General features: G+C 64.6%; 18 protein-coding genes and 1 pseudogene. 16 read left to right on the top strand and 3 right to left on the bottom strand.

Annotated features, from left to right (window positions below; genetic code table 11):
• From VIQ49_RS17075 to VIQ49_RS17015, 13 genes and pseudogenes are all read left to right on the top strand, one after another.
• Positions 1-279: pseudogene (locus VIQ49_RS17075) on the top strand (transposase); the annotation flags it as partial.
• 75 nt (positions 280-354) lie between these two features.
• On the top strand, positions 355-492 hold the full coding sequence (locus VIQ49_RS17070) for an SDR family oxidoreductase (RefSeq protein WP_331886734.1): 138 nt from the start codon (positions 355-357) through the stop codon (positions 490-492).
• 56 nt (positions 493-548) lie between these two features.
• The gene (locus VIQ49_RS17065; RefSeq protein WP_331886732.1) at positions 549-1,676 is read left to right on the top strand and encodes an NDMA-dependent alcohol dehydrogenase; all 1,128 of its coding nucleotides are present in this window, start codon (positions 549-551) and stop codon (positions 1,674-1,676) included.
• Between the two features lie 4 nt (positions 1,677-1,680).
• Entirely contained in the window at positions 1,681-5,580 is a 3,900-nt protein-coding gene (locus tag VIQ49_RS17060; RefSeq protein ID WP_331886731.1) for an AAA family ATPase, read from the top strand.
• Positions 5,577-6,197, top strand: a complete 621-nt coding sequence (locus VIQ49_RS17055; RefSeq protein WP_331886729.1) for a response regulator transcription factor — start codon at positions 5,577-5,579, stop codon at positions 6,195-6,197. Before VIQ49_RS17060 ends, VIQ49_RS17055 begins: the two co-directional genes overlap by 4 nt.
• Positions 6,198-6,304: 107 nt before the next feature.
• Complete coding sequence (locus VIQ49_RS17050; protein ID WP_331886728.1) at positions 6,305-7,678, top strand: aromatic ring-hydroxylating dioxygenase subunit alpha; 1,374 nt, start codon at positions 6,305-6,307, stop codon at positions 7,676-7,678.
• A 35-nt stretch (positions 7,679-7,713) separates the two neighbouring features.
• Complete coding sequence (locus VIQ49_RS17045; protein WP_331886727.1) at positions 7,714-8,265, top strand: aromatic-ring-hydroxylating dioxygenase subunit beta; 552 nt, start codon at positions 7,714-7,716, stop codon at positions 8,263-8,265.
• Positions 8,266-8,311: 46 nt separating this feature from the next.
• Positions 8,312-9,136 (top strand): 3-(cis-5,6-dihydroxycyclohexa-1,3-dien-1-yl)propanoate dehydrogenase, encoded by an 825-nt coding sequence (gene hcaB, locus VIQ49_RS17040; protein ID WP_331886725.1) that lies wholly within the window; start codon positions 8,312-8,314, stop codon positions 9,134-9,136.
• A 37-nt stretch (positions 9,137-9,173) separates the two neighbouring features.
• Positions 9,174-10,088 carry a VOC family protein gene (locus VIQ49_RS17035; RefSeq protein WP_331886723.1) on the top strand — a complete coding sequence of 305 codons (915 nt, stop codon included), beginning with the start codon at positions 9,174-9,176 and terminating at the stop codon, positions 10,086-10,088.
• Entirely contained in the window at positions 10,085-11,365 is a 1,281-nt protein-coding gene (locus VIQ49_RS17030) for an aromatic ring-hydroxylating oxygenase subunit alpha (RefSeq protein WP_331886721.1), read from the top strand. The genes VIQ49_RS17035 and VIQ49_RS17030 overlap by 4 nt, the downstream gene beginning before the upstream one ends.
• Positions 11,362-11,877: an aromatic-ring-hydroxylating dioxygenase subunit beta gene (locus VIQ49_RS17025; RefSeq protein ID WP_331886719.1), complete on the top strand. Its 516-nt coding sequence runs from the start codon at positions 11,362-11,364 to the stop codon at positions 11,875-11,877. The genes VIQ49_RS17030 and VIQ49_RS17025 overlap by 4 nt, the downstream gene beginning before the upstream one ends.
• Entirely contained in the window at positions 11,877-12,122 is a 246-nt protein-coding gene (locus VIQ49_RS17020; RefSeq protein ID WP_331886717.1) for a hypothetical protein, read from the top strand. The genes VIQ49_RS17025 and VIQ49_RS17020 overlap by 1 nt, the downstream gene beginning before the upstream one ends.
• A 12-nt stretch (positions 12,123-12,134) precedes the next feature.
• Positions 12,135-13,235, top strand: a complete 1,101-nt coding sequence (locus tag VIQ49_RS17015; RefSeq protein ID WP_331886715.1) for a zinc-binding dehydrogenase — start codon at positions 12,135-12,137, stop codon at positions 13,233-13,235.
• Between the two features lie 79 nt (positions 13,236-13,314).
• On the opposite strand, the gene VIQ49_RS17010 is transcribed toward VIQ49_RS17015, so the two are convergent.
• From VIQ49_RS17010 to hsaD, 3 genes are all read right to left on the bottom strand, one after another.
• Positions 13,315-14,556, bottom strand: a complete 1,242-nt coding sequence (locus VIQ49_RS17010; RefSeq protein ID WP_331886713.1) for an NAD(P)/FAD-dependent oxidoreductase — start codon at positions 14,554-14,556, stop codon at positions 13,315-13,317.
• Positions 14,553-14,888, bottom strand: coding sequence for a bifunctional 3-phenylpropionate/cinnamic acid dioxygenase ferredoxin subunit (locus VIQ49_RS17005; RefSeq protein ID WP_331886711.1), 336 nt, complete (start codon positions 14,886-14,888; stop codon positions 14,553-14,555). Before VIQ49_RS17005 ends, VIQ49_RS17010 begins: the two co-directional genes overlap by 4 nt.
• A 62-nt stretch (positions 14,889-14,950) precedes the next feature.
• Positions 14,951-15,865, bottom strand: coding sequence for a 4,5:9,10-diseco-3-hydroxy-5,9,17-trioxoandrosta-1(10),2-diene-4-oate hydrolase (hsaD, locus tag VIQ49_RS17000; RefSeq protein ID WP_331886709.1), 915 nt, complete (start codon positions 15,863-15,865; stop codon positions 14,951-14,953).
• Between the two features lie 238 nt (positions 15,866-16,103).
• Here hsaD and VIQ49_RS28985 point away from each other — a divergent pair, with 238 nt between their 5' ends.
• The 3 genes from VIQ49_RS28985 to VIQ49_RS16985 form a co-directional block, all read left to right on the top strand.
• Positions 16,104-16,466, top strand: coding sequence for an aldehyde dehydrogenase family protein (locus tag VIQ49_RS28985; protein ID WP_414731653.1), 363 nt, complete (start codon positions 16,104-16,106; stop codon positions 16,464-16,466).
• Positions 16,463-16,996: an aromatic-ring-hydroxylating dioxygenase subunit beta gene (locus VIQ49_RS16990; RefSeq protein WP_331886707.1), complete on the top strand. Its 534-nt coding sequence runs from the start codon at positions 16,463-16,465 to the stop codon at positions 16,994-16,996. Before VIQ49_RS28985 ends, VIQ49_RS16990 begins: the two co-directional genes overlap by 4 nt.
• A gap of 213 nt (positions 16,997-17,209) precedes the next feature.
• A partial coding sequence (locus tag VIQ49_RS16985) for a transposase (RefSeq protein ID WP_414731654.1) occupies positions 17,210-17,673 on the top strand: 464 nt, incomplete at its 3' end.

Here is a 17,673-nt window from a genome sequence, read left to right as displayed (position 1 = left end):
ACTCACCGAGACTAAAGATCGGGGCACCAACGATGTGCATGTGGTCTGTGACGGGCTTACTGGTCTGCCCGACGCGACCAACACCGTGTGGTCGCGAGCCGTCGTGCATACCTGTGTCATCGATCTGCTGCGCAACACGTTCGCTACGCATCCCGCAAGTATTGGGATGCCATCGCCAAGGACATCCGGCCGGTCTACACCGCGCCGACTGAGGCCGCGGCAAAGGAACATTTCACCGAGTTCGCCGCGAAGTGGGGTGGGCAGTACCCGGCGATCATCCTCGACGACGAAGATCTGGACTGAGCCAACACTGCCCAGAACCTGTTCGGCGCGACGCTGCTCAACAACGGTCACATGCCATCTCTCCACCCGACGCGACGCTCGGCCACCATCGACGAAGTCGCGGCCGCAGTGCTGTTCATGGGCATCTGGGAGGCCGGCTTCATCACCGGACAAGTGCTCAGCGTCAACGACGGAAGCAGTATGGGCTGACCGTGTCAACCCCGATTTCGAATACCAAAGCCGTGAAGTAAGCGTAAGGAGAACTAATGGAGACTCGTGGAGCAATCATTCGGGAGGCGCCCGGCAAGTACGAGGTCGTAGACCTCGACGTGGACGACCCGCGCGAAGGCGAGATACAGGTCAAGCTGGTGGCCTCCGGCATGTGTCACTCAGACGACCACCTCGCCACCGGGGACATGCGGCCGGGAATCTATCCATTCGCCGGCGGCCATGAGGGGGCCGGGATCGTCACCGGGGCGAGCAGAAATAACAAGGGCATCAAAGAGGGCGACCACGTCATCTTTTCGTTCTTGCCGTCCTGCGGGCATTGCCGATGGTGCGCGACAGGTCAGCAGAATCTGTGCGACCTTGGAGCGGGGCTGATGACCGGTGCCCGATGGGACGATCCGACGAGCTTCCGGCTGAAGATGGCCGAGTCCGGTCAGCCAGTGGGGCAGATGCTGGGCATCTCGACCTTCTGCGAAACCACAACAGTCACCGTCGACTCCGTGGTGAAGGTGCCCAAGGACGTCCCGCTGGAGGCCCTGTGCTTGCTGGGCTGTTCCGTTGGAACGGGTTGGGGCGCAGCGGTCAATTCCGGCGGGGTCGAACCCGGCCACACCACGATAGTGATGGGCGTTGGAGGAGTGGGTATTAACGCCGTGCAAGGTGCGGCACACGCTGGGGCGTCGCACATCATCGCCGTCGACCCAGTCCCCTTCAAGCGCACCAAGGCCCAGGAGCTTGGCGCCACGGACGCCGTCGAGTCGATGGCGGAGGCCACCGAACTCGCCAAGAAGTTCACCAACGGCCAGGGCGCTGACCAGACTATTGTCACTGTGGGTGTTATCCAGCCGGACCACGCCGGAGAGGCCATGGCGTCGATCCGCAAGGGAGGCACGGTAGTGATCACGGCGTTGGGGAACATGGCCGAGACCAGACTATTGCCGGTCTCTTTGGCGGACATCACCTTGTTCCAAAAGCGGATCCAGGGCTCGTTATTCGGTGAGTCCAATGCAAACTGGGACGTCTTGCGGCAGGTGGAGCTCTACCGGTCCGGTGTGCTGAAACTCGATGAGCTGATCACTAGGACATACACACTCGACGAGGTCGCTCAAGGCTACCAGGACATGCACGACGGAAAGAACATCCGCGGCGTCATAAGATTCGGCTAGTACGGTGACTCTCGGGCTGCGCACCATTGAGCCAGCCGTCGGCGCGTCAGGGGCTGTCGCGCCCGGCCGATGGCTCACTGAGCCGGGGCTAATTGGCCGCCGCTCGGAGCTGGCGGTTCTGCAGAGGCAGGCCATGGCCGCGGGGAAGGGTCGCGGCACCGTTGTCGGCCTCGGTGGTCCTGCCGGCGTGGGCAAGAGCATGCTGCTCGACGCGGTCGCTGCGGGCGCAGTGGCCGCCGGGATCACCGTGCTGCGTGGAACGACGCCCAGTCACGGCCCCCAGCGGCCGCTCGGCCTTTTCGGCACGGTGTTCGATGACTTGGCGGATCTCCTGCGTGCCCGATCCGATGTAGCAGCCGAGATCGCCAGGGTCCACGGGGGGCTGATCGGGTCGGTAGTCGGACTGGTGCCCCAATTGGCGCGGGCGCTCGGCGGTTCGCTTGCGGACGTCGTCATGCCGGGACCGGAGGTGACCGGCGCTCTGACCGTCATCGCTGAAATCCTTGGTGACCTATTCACCGCCACCCAACCGGGATTGCTCATCCTGGACGACTGCCAGTCGGCAGACGAGCTGAGTTGGGGGCTACTGGGGGCGATCGCCCGGTCCGTGCAGCGCTCTGAGACCGAGGCCGCGGGGCACCTGACCGTGCTGTGCGCTTTTCGGCCCGAGGCTTGGCGCCAGGTCAGGTCGTGGGACCAGGTCAGCGTGGTGTCGATCGAGCTCGGCCGCATGGACGCTGACGAGTCCCGCGATCTGATCGGCGCAGTCGCAGCGCGGCCAGTTCCCCCAGTCGCCGTCGACTACGTCCTCGAACAGTCTTGCGGGAACCCGTATTACATGATCTCCACTCTTCGTGCGCTGATCGAATCCGACGTCCTGGTCGACTCAGCTGGCCGGTGGACGGTCCGCGAGGACAATCTGCGTCTCCTTGCGCCCGTCGCCCGCCCTGAGTTTTCGCCGGACATCCAGTCGAAGGCGTTCCTACTGACCAGACTGGCGCAGATGACACCGGGCATCCGCAGCGTGCTGGAGCAGACAGCGGTCTTGGGCGGGTGGATCGCGCTCACGTTGCTGGCAGAGGCGCTCGATCTCGGCCTTGGGACGGTTGAGGCTGCGGTGGAAGAGTGCGCACAACGTGGTTTCATCAGCTGGCCTACGGAAGAGTCCCGGATCGTCGAGATCGCCAACGGCGCCACCCGAGACGCCGTCCTTCAGTTCATGGGCGCGCATGAAGTTCGGGCGGCGCATCGCAGGGCGGCCAGCGCCCTGCGGCGGCGTCAATCGGCGGATGACCATGCCTTGGCCTACCATCTGCACAAGTCGGGCGCCTCGACGCAGGCGCTGCCTCATGCGTTGCGGGCGGGGGAGGCGGCCCTGCGTCAGCATGCACTCGATGTCGCAGAGACTTACCTCTTGATCGGCCGCGCCGGGCTGGAAGGGGATCCGGAAGCGACAGACCGGGACCGGTTTCGCATATGCGAGGGCCTCGGCACCTTGTACATGCTCCAAGGCAGTTACGACGCCGCGGCCGAGCACCTCGACCTCGCGTATGAGGCCGCGGGGGGCCTCGACCCCATCGACCGCGGACGGGTGGCGATCGCCCGGGCCGAGCTGTCGTTCAAGAAGGGTCAGCTCGACGACGCTAACCTCTGGACGGCACGCGCGGTGTCGGCGCTTGAATTGCGCCACCCTGCCTCACCCGCAATGACTTTGGTGTGCGCCGCTTTGGAGTTCGTCCGGTGGTGTGGGCTGGTGGCGCTCGCCGCGATCTCAGGACCTCCCCAGCGATCCGAGCGTGCAGCGCTGGCCGCTCGGCTCTACAACCGGTTGTCCTACCAGTCGTGGTTCTCCAGCAGCCCCGCGTGGAATCTATGGGGCATGCTGCGGGCGCTGCGGTTCGCTCAGGCCAGCGGGAGCGTCCAGCAGCTCTCGCAGGCCTACTCAGGTAGCGGGGCGTGCTTGGCCGGATTGGCTCCTCTCCTCGCGCCGATCGCATTACGGCTGGTCGACCGCTCATTGCGGATGCGTCGTGCCTTACACGACAAATGGGGCATCGCGCAATCGCGCCATTTCCGCGGATTCGTGCTGCTCGCGGCAAACCGATTCGATGAGGCCAGCCTCGAATTCGACGCCGCTATCGCGGCGTTCGGCGTGCTGGGCGACCGATGGGAGCAGATCGCGGCGACGTGGCAGAAGGGCCTGTGCCTCTACCATTCGGGCCAATTGAGCGAAGCCGGTGCGCTGGCCCGTGACGCATTCTGGGAAAGCCGACTGATCGGTGACCACATCGGGGCGGGCACCTCGTTGGCGTTGTGGGTGCGATGCATGCCAGCGGGTGTCGGCGCTGATGCCTTGGCTCGCGAGCTTGAGAGTAGCGCTGATCCAGATGCCCATACCCGTGCCCTGCTTCGGGCGGCAATGGGTTGGCGCCTGCTGCATCTCGACCATGCGGATGCCGCGCTGGCGGAGTTCGAGGCGGCCCAGCGTGAGCGTCGACGTGCCCGGATCCGTAACCACTTCGTCGCGCCACTGTGGACGGGGCAGGTTCAGGCCCAGCGTCTTGCGCGCGACGCTCGGCCGAGCTGGTCCGCTAAGCTGCGGCGGCGGGACGGAAAAGCCCTGCGGCGCAGCCTATTCGCTGCGTTGGCTACCGCGGCGGTATTCAGCGCGCAGCGTCCGGCTGTGCTGCGCGAGTGCGCTCTCTTATCACTCGCCCATGGTCGGAACTGCCGGGCTCGGATCCAGCTGTGGGCAGCGACGCGCTGTGCGCGGCGCCTAGCCGCCCACGGCGAGTTCCTCGCCTGCCAAGCCGTCCTCCAGATGGCCTTCGGTACTGACGGAGCTGCGGCAGCGCCGACCCATTCCATCACCGGCATCCCGGCGAAATCGGAGATCAGGGTGGACCGCGGCTTCGTCGAATGTCGATCCACCCCTGTCCTCGCGGGCCCCGCAAAGGCCAGCCGCCACGGAGTGTTGATCGCCGCGGCCCGTCGGTTCGCCGGACTCGAGACAGCGGGGGCCATCTTGGAAGAGCTTCGGCGAGCGGTGTACGCCGCTACGCCGGCACTGGACGTGCAGGTGCTGCCCGAAGCTGGCCCCGAATGTGGATCGGAAGCCGTCGAGAGATTTTCGGCTCCAATCACAGTGCTGGGCAGCGACGAACACATCCTCGCGGTCAGCTTTCCCTTTGGAGAGGCCTGCGACCACGTGCCGGCAGTCGAGGTGTTGGCTGCCCTCGCCGGCGCGCTGCTTGAGCGCCAGAAACTGCGTAGCCGGGTCGCAGAGCAGATGGTCGAGGTCCAGGAAGCTGAACGTGCGCGCATCGCCCGAGACCTGCACGACGACCTCGGCCACGTATTCAGCGGCATTCTTGAAGGCCTTGGCAGGCCCACAAATGCGGTGGGCGGAATTGACGCCGCTGCCGTGTCCCACCTGCGTGACATCGCTCGCGAGGGGATCCAAACGGTACGCACGGTGGCCTGGTCGCTGAGGCCTGAGGCCTTGGAGGACCTGGGTGTAGCGGGCTGCATCGAGCAGTTGGTCGAGGACTGCGAGCGGATGTTCCGGATCCGGATCGACCTCACTATGCGGTGTGACGACAGAACAGTCTCGCCGAAGGCCGAGACTGCTTTGTTCAGAATTGTTCAAGAGGCCCTGACGAACGTGGGACGACATAGCGGGGCCCGGGAGGCGAGCGTACTGCTGGTCCGGTCGGCGGTCGGATTACGGGCCGTCGTTGAGGACTACGGCGGCGGATTCGACACCGCCCAGGTGCAGAGCCGCTCCTCGCTTGGACTATCGGGTATGAGAGAGCGCGCGCGGCTGGTCGATGGCCGACTTGACGTGGTGTCGCGCGTAGGTAGCGGAACGACAGTGATGGTGGAGGTGCCGGTAGACACATGATTGGCGTAGTGGTCTGTGACGATCATGGGATTGTCCGCTCAGGGATCCGCCGCATCTTCGCGAGTACTGAGGACCTGGTGCTGCTGGATTCGGTGGCGACCGGCAGAGAGCTGCTCATCGCCGTCGAGGACCACCGGCCCGATGTCGCGATTGTGGACATCCGGCTGTCGGACTGCAGCGGGCTCGATCTGGTGAGACAGGTCGCCGAGGTGTGTCCCGAAACCCAGGTGGTCATGCTCAGCATGTACGGCGCCCGCGGCTACGTCGAGAAGGCTCGTGCGCAAGGCGCCCGCGGCTACGTCACCAAAGAGTGCCTCGAAGACGAACTCACCGCGGCAGTACGTCAGGTGATGACGGACCCGGGCTTCGTCGCGGGCTGCTCGCCCGTTCGCCGTCCATCCGAATCGTGGAGCGGACGTGTCGGCGACTTGTCTGCCCGCGAATGCGAAGTCCTGGCACTCCTTGCATTAGGAATGACCAACGCCGAGATCGCCGACCGGCTGTTCCTGTCCTGCCGGACTGTCGAAAGTCACCGAGCTGCGCTGCAGCGCAAGCTCGGGCTCCGCTCTCGGGCCGAACTGGCCAGGGTCGCCCGCGCCGCCGGGCTGACAGCCTGACCGCAAAGGTTACCCGGCCTTCCGTAGTTTCACCGGATGCCCTCGCAGCAGTGACGCAGTTCACTAGGGATGAGCACAAAGTTCAGTGAACGGTGAGGAGATCTTCTATGACCATCGAAGCCGACCAAGCGGAGGGCCTCGTCTCCCTGGAACGAGGAGAACTCGACCGGACCATCTTCAGCGATCCGGAGATCTTCGAGCGTGAGCTCACCACGATCTTCGCCCGCAGCTGGTTGTTCCTCTGTCACGAGAGCCAGATCAAGAAGAAGGGCGACTTCTTCGAGGCAGCGATGGGTCGGGACAACGTTCTGGTTGTGCGCCAACGTGACGGCAGCATCAAAGGCCTGCTGAATACCTGCGCGCATCGTGGGAATGCGGTGTGCCGCGCCGAGGAGGGCAACGCCAAGAACTTCATGTGCACCTACCACGGCTGGACTTACGACCTGAGCGGCGAACTCGTGGGTGTGCCCGGGCTCGAAGAGCTGTATCACAACCAGATGCCGGCCGCCGGACTGAAGCAGGTGGCCCAGCTCGACACCTACCGCGGCTTCGTCTTCGCCACAATGGACGCGCACGCACCGCCGCTGGCCGAGTTCCTTGGACGGACCGGACGGGTATCGCTGGACTTCATTGCCGCACAGGGCGACATGGAGGTGGTGCCCGGTATCCAGAAGTTCATCGTTCCGTGCAACTGGAAGTTTGCGGTCGACAACCTGTTCGACTGGTATCACCCGCAGATCACCCATCTGTCCGCGTTCCAGACCGGGCTACTTCCAGCTACCCCTGACGCCACCGGCGCAACGATGAAGACCGCGGGCGTGCTCAGCCCCGACGGCGACGACATGCAATTTCCCGGCGGAGTGGTATCCGGCGACGCCGGCGACCAGCTGGTATTCGTCGACGTGTACGGGCATGCGATCTCCGGGCCCACCGTGGAGGCCATCGGCGACTTCGGGGGGATGATCGACCACTCGTGGAGGAACAGGCCCGAAGCGATCGAACAGCTGGGGTCCATGGCGCTTCGGTCTTTCGGTCACGCCAACATCTTCCCGACCTGCTGGATTACACCGCCGTTCAACCAGCTTTCGTTGCGGATTCCGCGCGGGCCGATGGAGACCGAAATTTGGTGGTTCACGTTCGTGCACAAAGACGCATCGCCGGAGCAACGGGCGGCGGCGGTGTCGGGGGCCATCCACGCGTTCGGGCCCGCAGGATTCCTCGAACAAGAAGATGGCGAGAATTGGGCCCAGAGCACACTGCAGACCCGGGGCGCGTCCAGCAAGCTCATCCCGCAGGTGTTGTCCATGAACCTGGGCCGCGGGAGAGTCGTCAACGACCAGGACGGGATCGATCCTCCCTACATCGAGTGCAGCATCAACGAGCACGCACAGCTGTGGACCTTCGTCGCCTGGCAGGAATGGCTTCGTGACAGTAGCTGGTCGGAATTGCGCGACCGGACAGTTCCGCCTGAGGTGCTCTGACCCGTCTACCAGCCCGAAGTGAGGACACGAATATTATGACCATCGACCAATCCCTTGATCAGGCCATTGATGCTGGGCTGCTTGCCGATGCGGTGCGCCAGTTCGAGGTTGAACGCTTCTACACGACCGAAGCCGCGTTGCTCGACCAACGGCGCTTCCCGGAGTGGGTGGCACTCTTCAGTGACGACGTGCACTACTTCATGCCGATTCGGAGGACCCGGCTGCTTCGCCAAATCGACCAGGAGTTCACCCGCCCCGGGGAGATGGCGTTCTTCGACGAGACGAAGGAATTGCTGCAAGGTCGGGTGGCGAAGGTGATGTGCGGGACGGCGTGGGCGGAAGACCCGCCGTCTCGCACCCGCCACATCATCACGAACGTCCAGGTTGTGGCTGAACACGCCGACGGACTCGACGTCCACACCAATTTCCTTCTTTACCGGACCAGGCTCAAGTCGGAGGAGACCACCTGGATCGGATCCAGGCGAGACTCGCTGCGCCGCCATGAGGGCTCTTTTCTGATCAGCAAGCGGGAGGTCCTGCTGGAGCAGACCGTTCTGCTGTCGCAGAATCTGAGCAACTTCTTCTAATCGACCGCCGAGCCCGATCCGGGCGACTGGAACAGGAGGCCGACCAATGGGGTGGCTCGAAGGCGATGTTGCACTCATCACCGGCGGCGGATCGGGACTGGGCCGAGCTTTGGTCGAGCGCTTCGTGGCCGAGGGCGCACGTGTCGGGGTGCTGGAACTCAACCCGCACAAGGCGAAACAGCTGATGGAGGACTTCGGTGACATGGTGTGCGTCACCGAAGGGAGCGTCACCAACTGGGCCGACAATACACGCGCGGTCTCCGACACGGTTGCGGCCTTCGGTCGGCTGGACACCTTCGTCGGCAACGCCGGGCTGTGGGATTTCGGATCCAGTCTGGAGGCGCTTAGTGGTGAGGCTCTGCCCGGGGCGTTCGAGCAGCTTTTCGGTGTCAATGTTCTGGGCTACATGCTCGGGGCCAAGGCATCCATCGACTCGCTTCGGGCTACCCGCGGATCGATGATCTTCACCGCATCCAACGCAGCCTTCTACCCGGGCGGCGGGGGCCCCCTCTACACCGCGTCCAAACACGCGGTGCTGGGCCTTGTACGCCAGTTGGCCTACGAACTTGCTCCGGAGATCAGGGTGAACGGAGTCGCGCCCGGCGGGATGCCCACCGACCTGCGTGGTCCCGCCGCGCTCGGGTTGCAGGACACCCCGTTCGGCTCCATGCCGGTAGACCAGTTGATGGCTGCGCTGTCGCCGCTGGAACAGCCGATCAGCGCGACGGCGTACACCGCTACCTACGTGCTGCTGGCCTCCCAGGAAAACTCGCCGACCACGACGGGCTCGATGCATAACTGCGACGGCGGACTGGGGGTCCGTGGTCGCAAAGCGGATCAAGCTCTGATGGGCCAGCTGCTCAGCGAATGAGCAGGGTTTTTAGCCATCCCAATTGCAAGGAGTCACGATGAGAATCACCTCGCTGGGCTATATCCGGTTGGAGTCGCCGGACGCCAAGGAGTGGGAAACATTCGGCCCCGACGTGTTGGGGCTCGCTGTATGCGACGACCCGTACGGTGGCCCGGACTCGGTGTCGCTGACCAACGACGATCGGCCGGGCCGGATCGTCGTTACCGAGGCGGCGCAGAACCGTCTTGAATGCATCGGCTGGGAGGTGGCTGGTTCCGAGGCGCTCGACGCGGCCGTAGCCGAGTTGGAGGCTGCGGGGGTCGTCGTGAAGCTCGGCACCAGCGAGGAATGTCAGGCCGCGCGAGTCCGGAAGCTTGTCAGGTTTTCCGACCCCGCCGGATTTACCCACGAACTGTTCTACGGGCAGCTCGTCATACCGGCGTCGTTTCGGCCTGGGCGGGCGATGTCCGGCTTCGTCACCGATGGGCAGGGCTTGGGACATGTAGTCCTGATGGTTCCCGAGATGGCGGCGTCGCTCGACTTCTATTGTCGTGTGCTCGGATTCAAGATCAGCGACGAGATAGACATGTTCGGAAACCGTGTCGTCTTCTTCCACGTGAACCCCCGCCATCACACACTGGCCATCATGGCTGTCCCCGGTCTGCGTGGTCTGCACCACCTGATGGTGCAGACCGCTTCACTCGATGACGTGGGCATCGCGCACGACCTTTGCGTGGACCGGAACATCCCGCTGGCGATGACGCTCGGTCGCCACACCAATGACCGGATGTTCAGCTTCTACGTCCGTTCGCCCAGCGGCTTCGAGATCGAGTACGGCTGGGGTGCCGAGGTCGTCGACGACGAGGGGTGGGTGGTCACCCACATGCAGAGCCCGAGCATATGGGGGCACCGCCCGGGCGGTGCCCCGGCGCCGGGCTGCCTTGAGCCTGTGGCCGGGCCGGGTGCCCCGTGAGCGTCACGACGAACGACGGGCGGCCGGCGGCGGCTCTCGCACACCCCCTCGTCGAACCGCACCGGGTACATCGCAACGTCTACCTCGACGAAAACGTCTTTCGTGAGGAGATGGCGCGAATCTTTGGCAAAACCTGGATCTATGTCGGCCATGAGAGCGAGGTGGCCAGGCCCGGCGACTACAAATCCACCTTCATCGGAACTCAACCGGTGATCGTCTCCCGCGACGAGGACGGCACGCTGCACGTGTTGCTTAACCGCTGCACCCACCGGGCGGCGACCGTGTGCCAGGCGGCGGCCGGCAATTCCAGCTACTTCCGTTGCGAATACCACGGCTGGACGTTCCGCAACGATGGCCGGTTGGTGGCCCCGACTTTCAGCAGCGGCTACGACAAGGCCGATTTCGACCCTGCTGATTTCGCGCTGGCCAGGGTACCCCGGGTCGACAGCTACCGTGGCATGATTTTCGCCAGCCTCTGCCGTGAAGGCGAGTCACTGCGAGAGCACTTGGGCGTGGCCGCGTGGTATATCGATCTCGCTGTCGACCTGGCCCCTGAAGGGGAGATAGTCCTCGGTGCGGGGACCCATAAGTACGCCTATGGCGGCAACTGGAAGCTGCAGAGCGAAAACGGTGTGGATGGCTACCACCCCAACTTCGTGCACTCTGCCTTCTTGGAAACCAGCGGGATGGGCGGATCGATCTTCGGGCCCGGGTCGCCGGGGCGAGCCGGGGCACTGGGCCGCGGCCACGGCATCCTGGACTTTCGTGCCGCCATCGCTCCGATGATGCAGGCGAAACTGGAGACCCCGGCTGGGACGGCTGCGCTCGAACAGCTCACCCGCCGGCTCGGCGATCGCCAACGTGCCATCGAGGTCCTGCTCGCCAACGCAACCCAAGGCTACAACCTCCTGATCTTCCCGAACCTGCAGATCATCGGGTGTCAGATCCGGGTTATCCATCCGCGACGAGTCGGCTATTCCGAGGTGGACCTTTACCCCTACCTGTTGAAAGGAGCCAGTGACGAGGAGAACACCGCCCGATTGCGAACCCATGAGGCCTTCTACGGACCGTCTGGCGGCGGTGGCCCCGATGACATCGAGATGTTCGATCGGGTGGCTGTCGGGCTGGCTGCCGAGGGCGTCGAATGGCTTCCCTTCCTGCGCGGACTGCGCCGGGAGCAGATCGACGGTGAAGCCCGGTGGGGCCACATCACCGATGAGCAGCCACAGCGCGGGTTCTACCATCGATGGTTGGAATTGATGGGGGAACAGCCGTGAGCAGAACAGTCGCGGCGACAACCACGGGCAGGGTCACCCAGGCGGAGGCGCAGGCGTTCCTGAATCGGGAGGCAGCGCTACTCGATGACGGCCGGCACGAGGAATGGCTGGCACTATTCGCGCACGACGGTGTGTTCTGGGTTCCCTCGAACGAGGCGGACTATAACCCGGCCCAACGCGTGTCGATCGTGTACGAGGACCGCGTCAAATTAGCCGACCGGGTGGCACGCTTGGGCCTTGGCCGTGCCGTACAGGAGAACCCGTCCCGAACCATGCACGTGATCAGCAACGTCACCGTGTCGGACCGCCCCGGCTCCGACGCGCCGCCGGAAACCGTGGAGATCCTGGCAAACCTTGTGCTGTTCGAGGTGCACGGCGCGCGCAGCTCCCAACATGCTGCGCGCTGCCGCTACCTGTTGCGGCGCGAGGATGATCACTGGCGGATCGTTCTGCGCAAGCTCATGTTCCTCGACAACGACCAGTACGCGCCGAACCTTGCCTTCCTCTTCTGATGGGGCAGACCCGGGCCTTGGGGCGGGCGCAGTGGCTGCTGCGGAATGAGTTCGCCACCGTTGTCCTCGAACTGGACGAAGCCGCGAACTCGCCGCGCCTGAAGATCACCGACGCGCGGACCGGACGGTCAGGGTACCTCGACGCGTTGAGTCTGGAGCGCCTATCGCGGGCCCGGCCCTCGGACCTCGCGCCGATCATGTCACCGTCGTTGAGTGAACCGCTCGACGATCTTGACCGGCTTTGAGAGGAATTCACCATGGAGCGCACCAATTCAGCCGTACTGGTGGCACCGCGGCGCATCGAGCTTCAGTCGTTCCCGTTGCCGAGGATCGGTTCCGACGACGGGCTGCTGCGCGTGCTGGCCACGGGGATCTGCGGCAGTGACTGGGCTCCGTACGCCGGAACCTGGATGACCGAATTGCCGCCGTTGGTCCTAGGCCACGAAGTGGTCGGGGAGGTTGTCGAGATCGGAGGACAGGCGGCTCGGCGGTGGGGAGTCGCCGTGGGCGACCGGGTCGTGCTGGAGGAGTCGATCCCGTGTCAGCATTGTCGGTTGTGCCGAACCGGCCGGACCCATATGTGCGATCCGATGCATACTCCCGACGGTCTGCGCTACGGTCTCACTCCGAGTTCGCTGGCCCCACATCTATGGGGAGGCTTCGGTGAGTATGTGTACCTTCACCCACGTTCGGTGCTGCACCGAATCTCCAGCTCTGTGCCGATCGACGTCGCGCCGCTGTTCATCCCGATCTCGAATGGCATCCGCTGGATCGAGCGCGACGGAGGCTGCCGAATCGGCGACACTGTGGTGATCCTGGGACCCGGGCAACACGGGCTCGGATGTGTCGTCGGCGCCGGGCTGGCTGGCGCCGGCACCACGATTGTCGTCGGCACCGCCCGCGACCACGCCCGCCTGAAGCTGGCTGCCGACCTCGGCGCTGACCATGTAGTTTGCATCGACGATGGGCCGCTTCAGGAGCAGATCTCGCTGCTGACGGGGGGCCAGATGGCCGACGTCGTCGTCGACGTCACCGCAGGCGCCCCGGGTGCGCTTGGCGACGCGGTTTCGGTCGCAGGGGTAGGCGCCACCGTCATCGTCGCGGGCTCGCGGGAGATGGTGCCGGCAACCGGATTCCGGCCGGATGAACTGTTCTTCAAGGAAGTGACGGTCAAGGGCGTTTACGGTCACGACTACATGTCAGTAGAGCGGGCGATCGCCGTCATAGCGTCGGGGTCGATGCCGCTCGGCGCCATGTGCACGCACACATTCGGCCTCGATCAGGTTGATGCCGCGCTGCGCACACTCGGTGGCGAGGGCGACGATGAAGCGGTGCATATCACTGTCGTTCCCGGCTGATATCCGCCGCTCGGCACACTTGCGGGCAGGAAGCTTGTTTCCGCGAGTTCGCCCGCGGCCGGCCCCGGCACCGCCTCGATCAGGCAGAAGCCATAGCGTCCAGCAGCATCCGCAGATCACTGTCGGAGTCGGCCAGCTCGCCCGCGTCCCCGACAACGACGACAGGCGCTCGTCGGAGGGCCCGCAGCACCGCTCGCAGCTCGCGGCGTCGATTCACGCTGACCGCTCCGATGATCCGCCCTGCACGCCCGGAAATCCAAAGTGCCCCGTCGGGGCCGTTCGGGTCGCCACGGCGCCATGTCGTGTCACCCGCCCACGGCAGACCGGCGATCTCGATGCGGTGACCGTGCTGCACCGACCAAGCCCACGGGACGCCGTCGTAGATATCCCCATCGCCGACGAGCGCCGCCGCTGCCACTTGGGCGTGCTGCTGTGCGTGCTGCCAGTGCTCGACACGTAGCGTGCGGCCGAACGTGGCACTCGGGAACCGGGCGATGTCACCGACTGCATGGACGCGGGCTGATGAAGTCAGTCCCCGGGAGTCGACCAGCACGCCATCGTCCAGCACAAGGCCGGTGTCAATGGCGAGATCCACGTTCGGTTCGCAGCCGACAGCCATGACGACCGAGCCGGCGCGGATGACCGTGCCATCGGTGAGTTCCACAGATTCGGCCCGGTTGCCGCCGCCGATCGACCGGATCGACGATCGTTCACGCACGGCAATACCGCTTTTCCGATGCTCGGCGAGCAACCAGGCCCCCGCCTCGGGACCCATTGCGGGCTGCATCGGGAGTTCTCCTCCCATCAGCAACGTGACGTCGGCGCCGCGACCGGCGAGGGTGGCCGCGACCTCCGACCCGATAAATCCCTCACCGACGACAACGGTGCGGTCGCCACGGGCAACCGCCTCCCGAAGCGCCTCAGCGTCCTCGAGATTGCGGATGCTGATCACGCCGGGCAGCTCTGAGCCGCGCACCGGGAGGCTGCGCGGACGTACGCCGGTGCACAGGAATACATGGTCGGCCGGTACGACGGCACCGCCCTCGATTTGCACGCCGACACCTGGAAGCACGCGGATCGCGCGCCGGCCGAGTACCAGCTCGATCTCGTCCGCTTCGTACTGGGCCATCGGCCGCACCTGCAGAGCGTCGCGGGTGACACCCGTTGTCAGAAACTCTTTGGACAGCATCGGCCGCTCATAGGGCAGATGGACTTCGTCGCCGATCAAGCTGACCCGGCCGGTGAAACCCCTCTCACGCAGGGTCCGGACTATCGTCGCCCCGGCAAGCCCGGCCCCGACGACAGCGACAGAGTCGGTCACCGTAGCGGTACGCCGACAAGCACGGTGAGCACACCTGAACGGATCTCGACCGTGTGCGTGGCGACAGGCAAACTGGCCGGGAGCCCGTTGGGCTCACCGGTCCGCAGGTCGAATTGCGAGGCGTGGAATGGACACTCCACGTAACAACCGTCCAGGTCGCCGTCTGCCAGCGAAGCCTTGGCGTGCGAGCAGGTGTCATCAATCGCGTAAAACACACCATCGACGTTGAACACGGCGATCGGTGGATCAATCTCGACCACCCGCACCTCACCGGGGCTGAGTTCTTCCGCTGGGCACACCGATATCATCCTGGGTGGCGCATTGGTGCTCATCGGGGAAAGCCTTTCGCTCGCGGGTGTCCTGTCGAGTTTCGACCGCGTGTCGCCAGGGAGATTCAGGGTCCGGTGAGGAACGAGACGGCGAGGGCGTCGAACTCCGCTTGGTGTTCAAGCTGAGCCCAATGCCCGCAGCGGGGGAACACATGCAGACGTGCATCGGGCATCCGCTTGAGCATGAAGAATGCTGCGTCGAGGGGCAGAACGCGGTCATCACGGCCCCACGTGAGCAGTGTCTTGTGTTGGATGGTGTCTACTTCGCGCCACAGCTCCTCGGGTACCCCGGCGCCCCGAGCGCCGAAGGTCCCGAAGAGCCGCGTGACGTAGTCGATGGCGTCGGGCGCGGTCGCGTCGGCGTAGCGCTGTTCGAGCAGTCCGGCCGGAGCATTCTGCGGGGCATAGGTCATCACATTGATGAGGTGCTGCATCTTCTCGAGGCTCGGTCCGGGTGGAGCGTAGAAGTCGAAGAGGACCTTGAGGCCTTCGGAGGGGTCCGGCGAGAACATGTTGAGCGCGCCCCCGGCCGGGCCCATCAGGATCATCCGGTCCACCCGCGAGGGGTAATCGAGAGCCATGCGCAATGCCGTGCCGCCGCCCAAAGAGTTGCCGAGCAGATGTACGACAGGAATGTCGAGCGTGTCGAGGATGCCGTTCAGAATGTAGGCGTTGAATGTCCATACGCCGTCCTCAACGATGGGTTTATCGGAGCGACCATAGCCGGGTTGGTCCAGGACGAGTACCCGAAAGTGCTCGGCAAGGCCGGCAACATTCTGGCCGAAGTTACTCCACCCAGAAGCGCCAGGTCCCCCGCCGTGCAACAGCACCAGAGGCGGTCGGGCAGCTCCCTGTGCGGTACGAGCACCCGTGTCATGCAAGTGAATGCGGTGCTCGTCGACCTCCACGAATCGTGAAGTCGATTCCGACGTGATCTCCGCAAGCGTGCCGGTCATACTGCTTCCTCCCGTGTCTGTCATGCAGGCCAGGATCTTTGCCTGGGACATATTCTGCCGATCCGCCAGCTGGCCCGGCATCCGTGGGAACTACGTAACGGGAGTCCATCGGCGAGCTTGAACGGAGTCTCGGGCACGAGCCGACCATCTAGTTATGGTGCTTGACTATCGTGACTTGAAACCTCTAGAATCCTATGATCTATTCACACCGAGCGGCGGTAGATGAGCTGGCTCACTGAGATTGCTGGTCAGGGGAGACGAGATGACGTTGGCGTATGACGCGCTGTTCATCGGTGGTCAGTGGGTGCCGTCGGCGGAGAACAAGACGATCACGGTGGTGTCGGCGAGCACCGAGGAGGTGCTGGGGCGGGTACCGGAGGCCACCGAGGCTGATATCGACGCAGCGGTCGCGGCGGCGCGGACGGCGTTCGACGACCCGGCGGGCTGGTCGCGGTGGGAAGCGCTGGAGTCATGCCAAGACGGCTTCACCAGCGGCGGGATCGAATGGAACGACATCTCCCGCGGCATGACCCGTGAGCCCAAAGCCACCGACGAGGAGCAGATGCGGGCGTTCTGGCGACAGTGGCGCGAACAGGTCAGCTCGCACCGGGAGGTGGTGGCATGACCATCGAACAGCTCACCACTGCCCCTACCGGGGCGGGCGTGACCGAGGTCGGCGCGGTGCAACGCTGCGACGTTGAGGATCTGCTGTACCTGGAGGCGCAGCTGCTCGATGAGTGGCGCCTAGACGAATGGGTGCAGCTCTACACCGACGACGCCCAATACATCATCCCGGCCAACGATCTGCCCGATCCAGAACCGGATCGCGACCTCGTTCTGGTCAACGACAACAAGTTCCGGCTACTGGCCCGCGTGGACCGGCTCAACAGCCGCAAAGCGCACCGCGAATACCCCCATGCCAACACCCGCCATCAAGTCAGCAACGTCCGCATCCTCGACCAATCAGGCCAGGAGATCGTTGTCAGCGCCTACTTCACGGTGTGGCGATTCCGCAACGGCCGCGACGACCACTACGTCGGGCGCTACGACTATCGGCTCCGCCGCCTCGACGGCACCCTGCGGATCTGCTACAAACGCGCCGTCATGGACATGACCGTGCTGCGGCCCGCCGGCGCCGTGAGCATCATCCTATGAACGCCAACGGCCGAATCACCGGGCGCCGCGCCGTGATCACCGGGGGAGCGACCGGGATCGGATTCGGGGTGGCCCGTCGATTCCTCGCCGAAGGGTATCTGAAGTCTTCCAGGCAGGGTCTGTCCGCGAATAACGGTGGATCTGGTCTTGGTCTGACACGCCGAGTGTTGAGCTCGGCGGGAAGGACTGACGGTGTCCGAAACACTCGATTCCGTGGCGATCGATGTGGATCACAAGCAGCTTGCCGAGCAGTTGCCCCGCAGGCCAAGGGAACAAGGTGTGCAGCTGGTGGGCCTGAACGGGCTGCTCAATCAGCTGACCAAGGACTTGCTCGAGACCGCACTGGACGCGGAGATGTGCGAGCACCTGGGCTACGACAAACACGATCCGGCAGGGCGGGGGTCAGGCAATTCCCGTATCTGCACCCGGTCTAAGACGGTGTTCACCGAGATCGGGCCGGTGGAGATCGAGGTGCCCCGCGACACTAATGCCAGCTTCGATCCGGTGATCGTCCGCAAGCGTCAGCGCCGGCTGACCGGCGTCGTTGAGATCATGTTGTCGCTGACGGCCAAGGGGTTGACCACCGGCGAGATCGCCGCACACCTCGACGACGTCTACGGCGCCACGTTCTCCAAAGACACCATCTCCCGAATCACTGACAAGGTGCTCGAGGAGAT

The sequence above is a fragment of the Williamsia sp. genome (assembly GCF_036566845.1).
Classification (GTDB): domain Bacteria; phylum Actinomycetota; class Actinomycetes; order Mycobacteriales; family Mycobacteriaceae; genus Williamsia.
The sequence above is the reverse complement of the archived record's forward strand: the minus strand, read 5'-3'. Positions and strand labels throughout refer to the sequence as shown.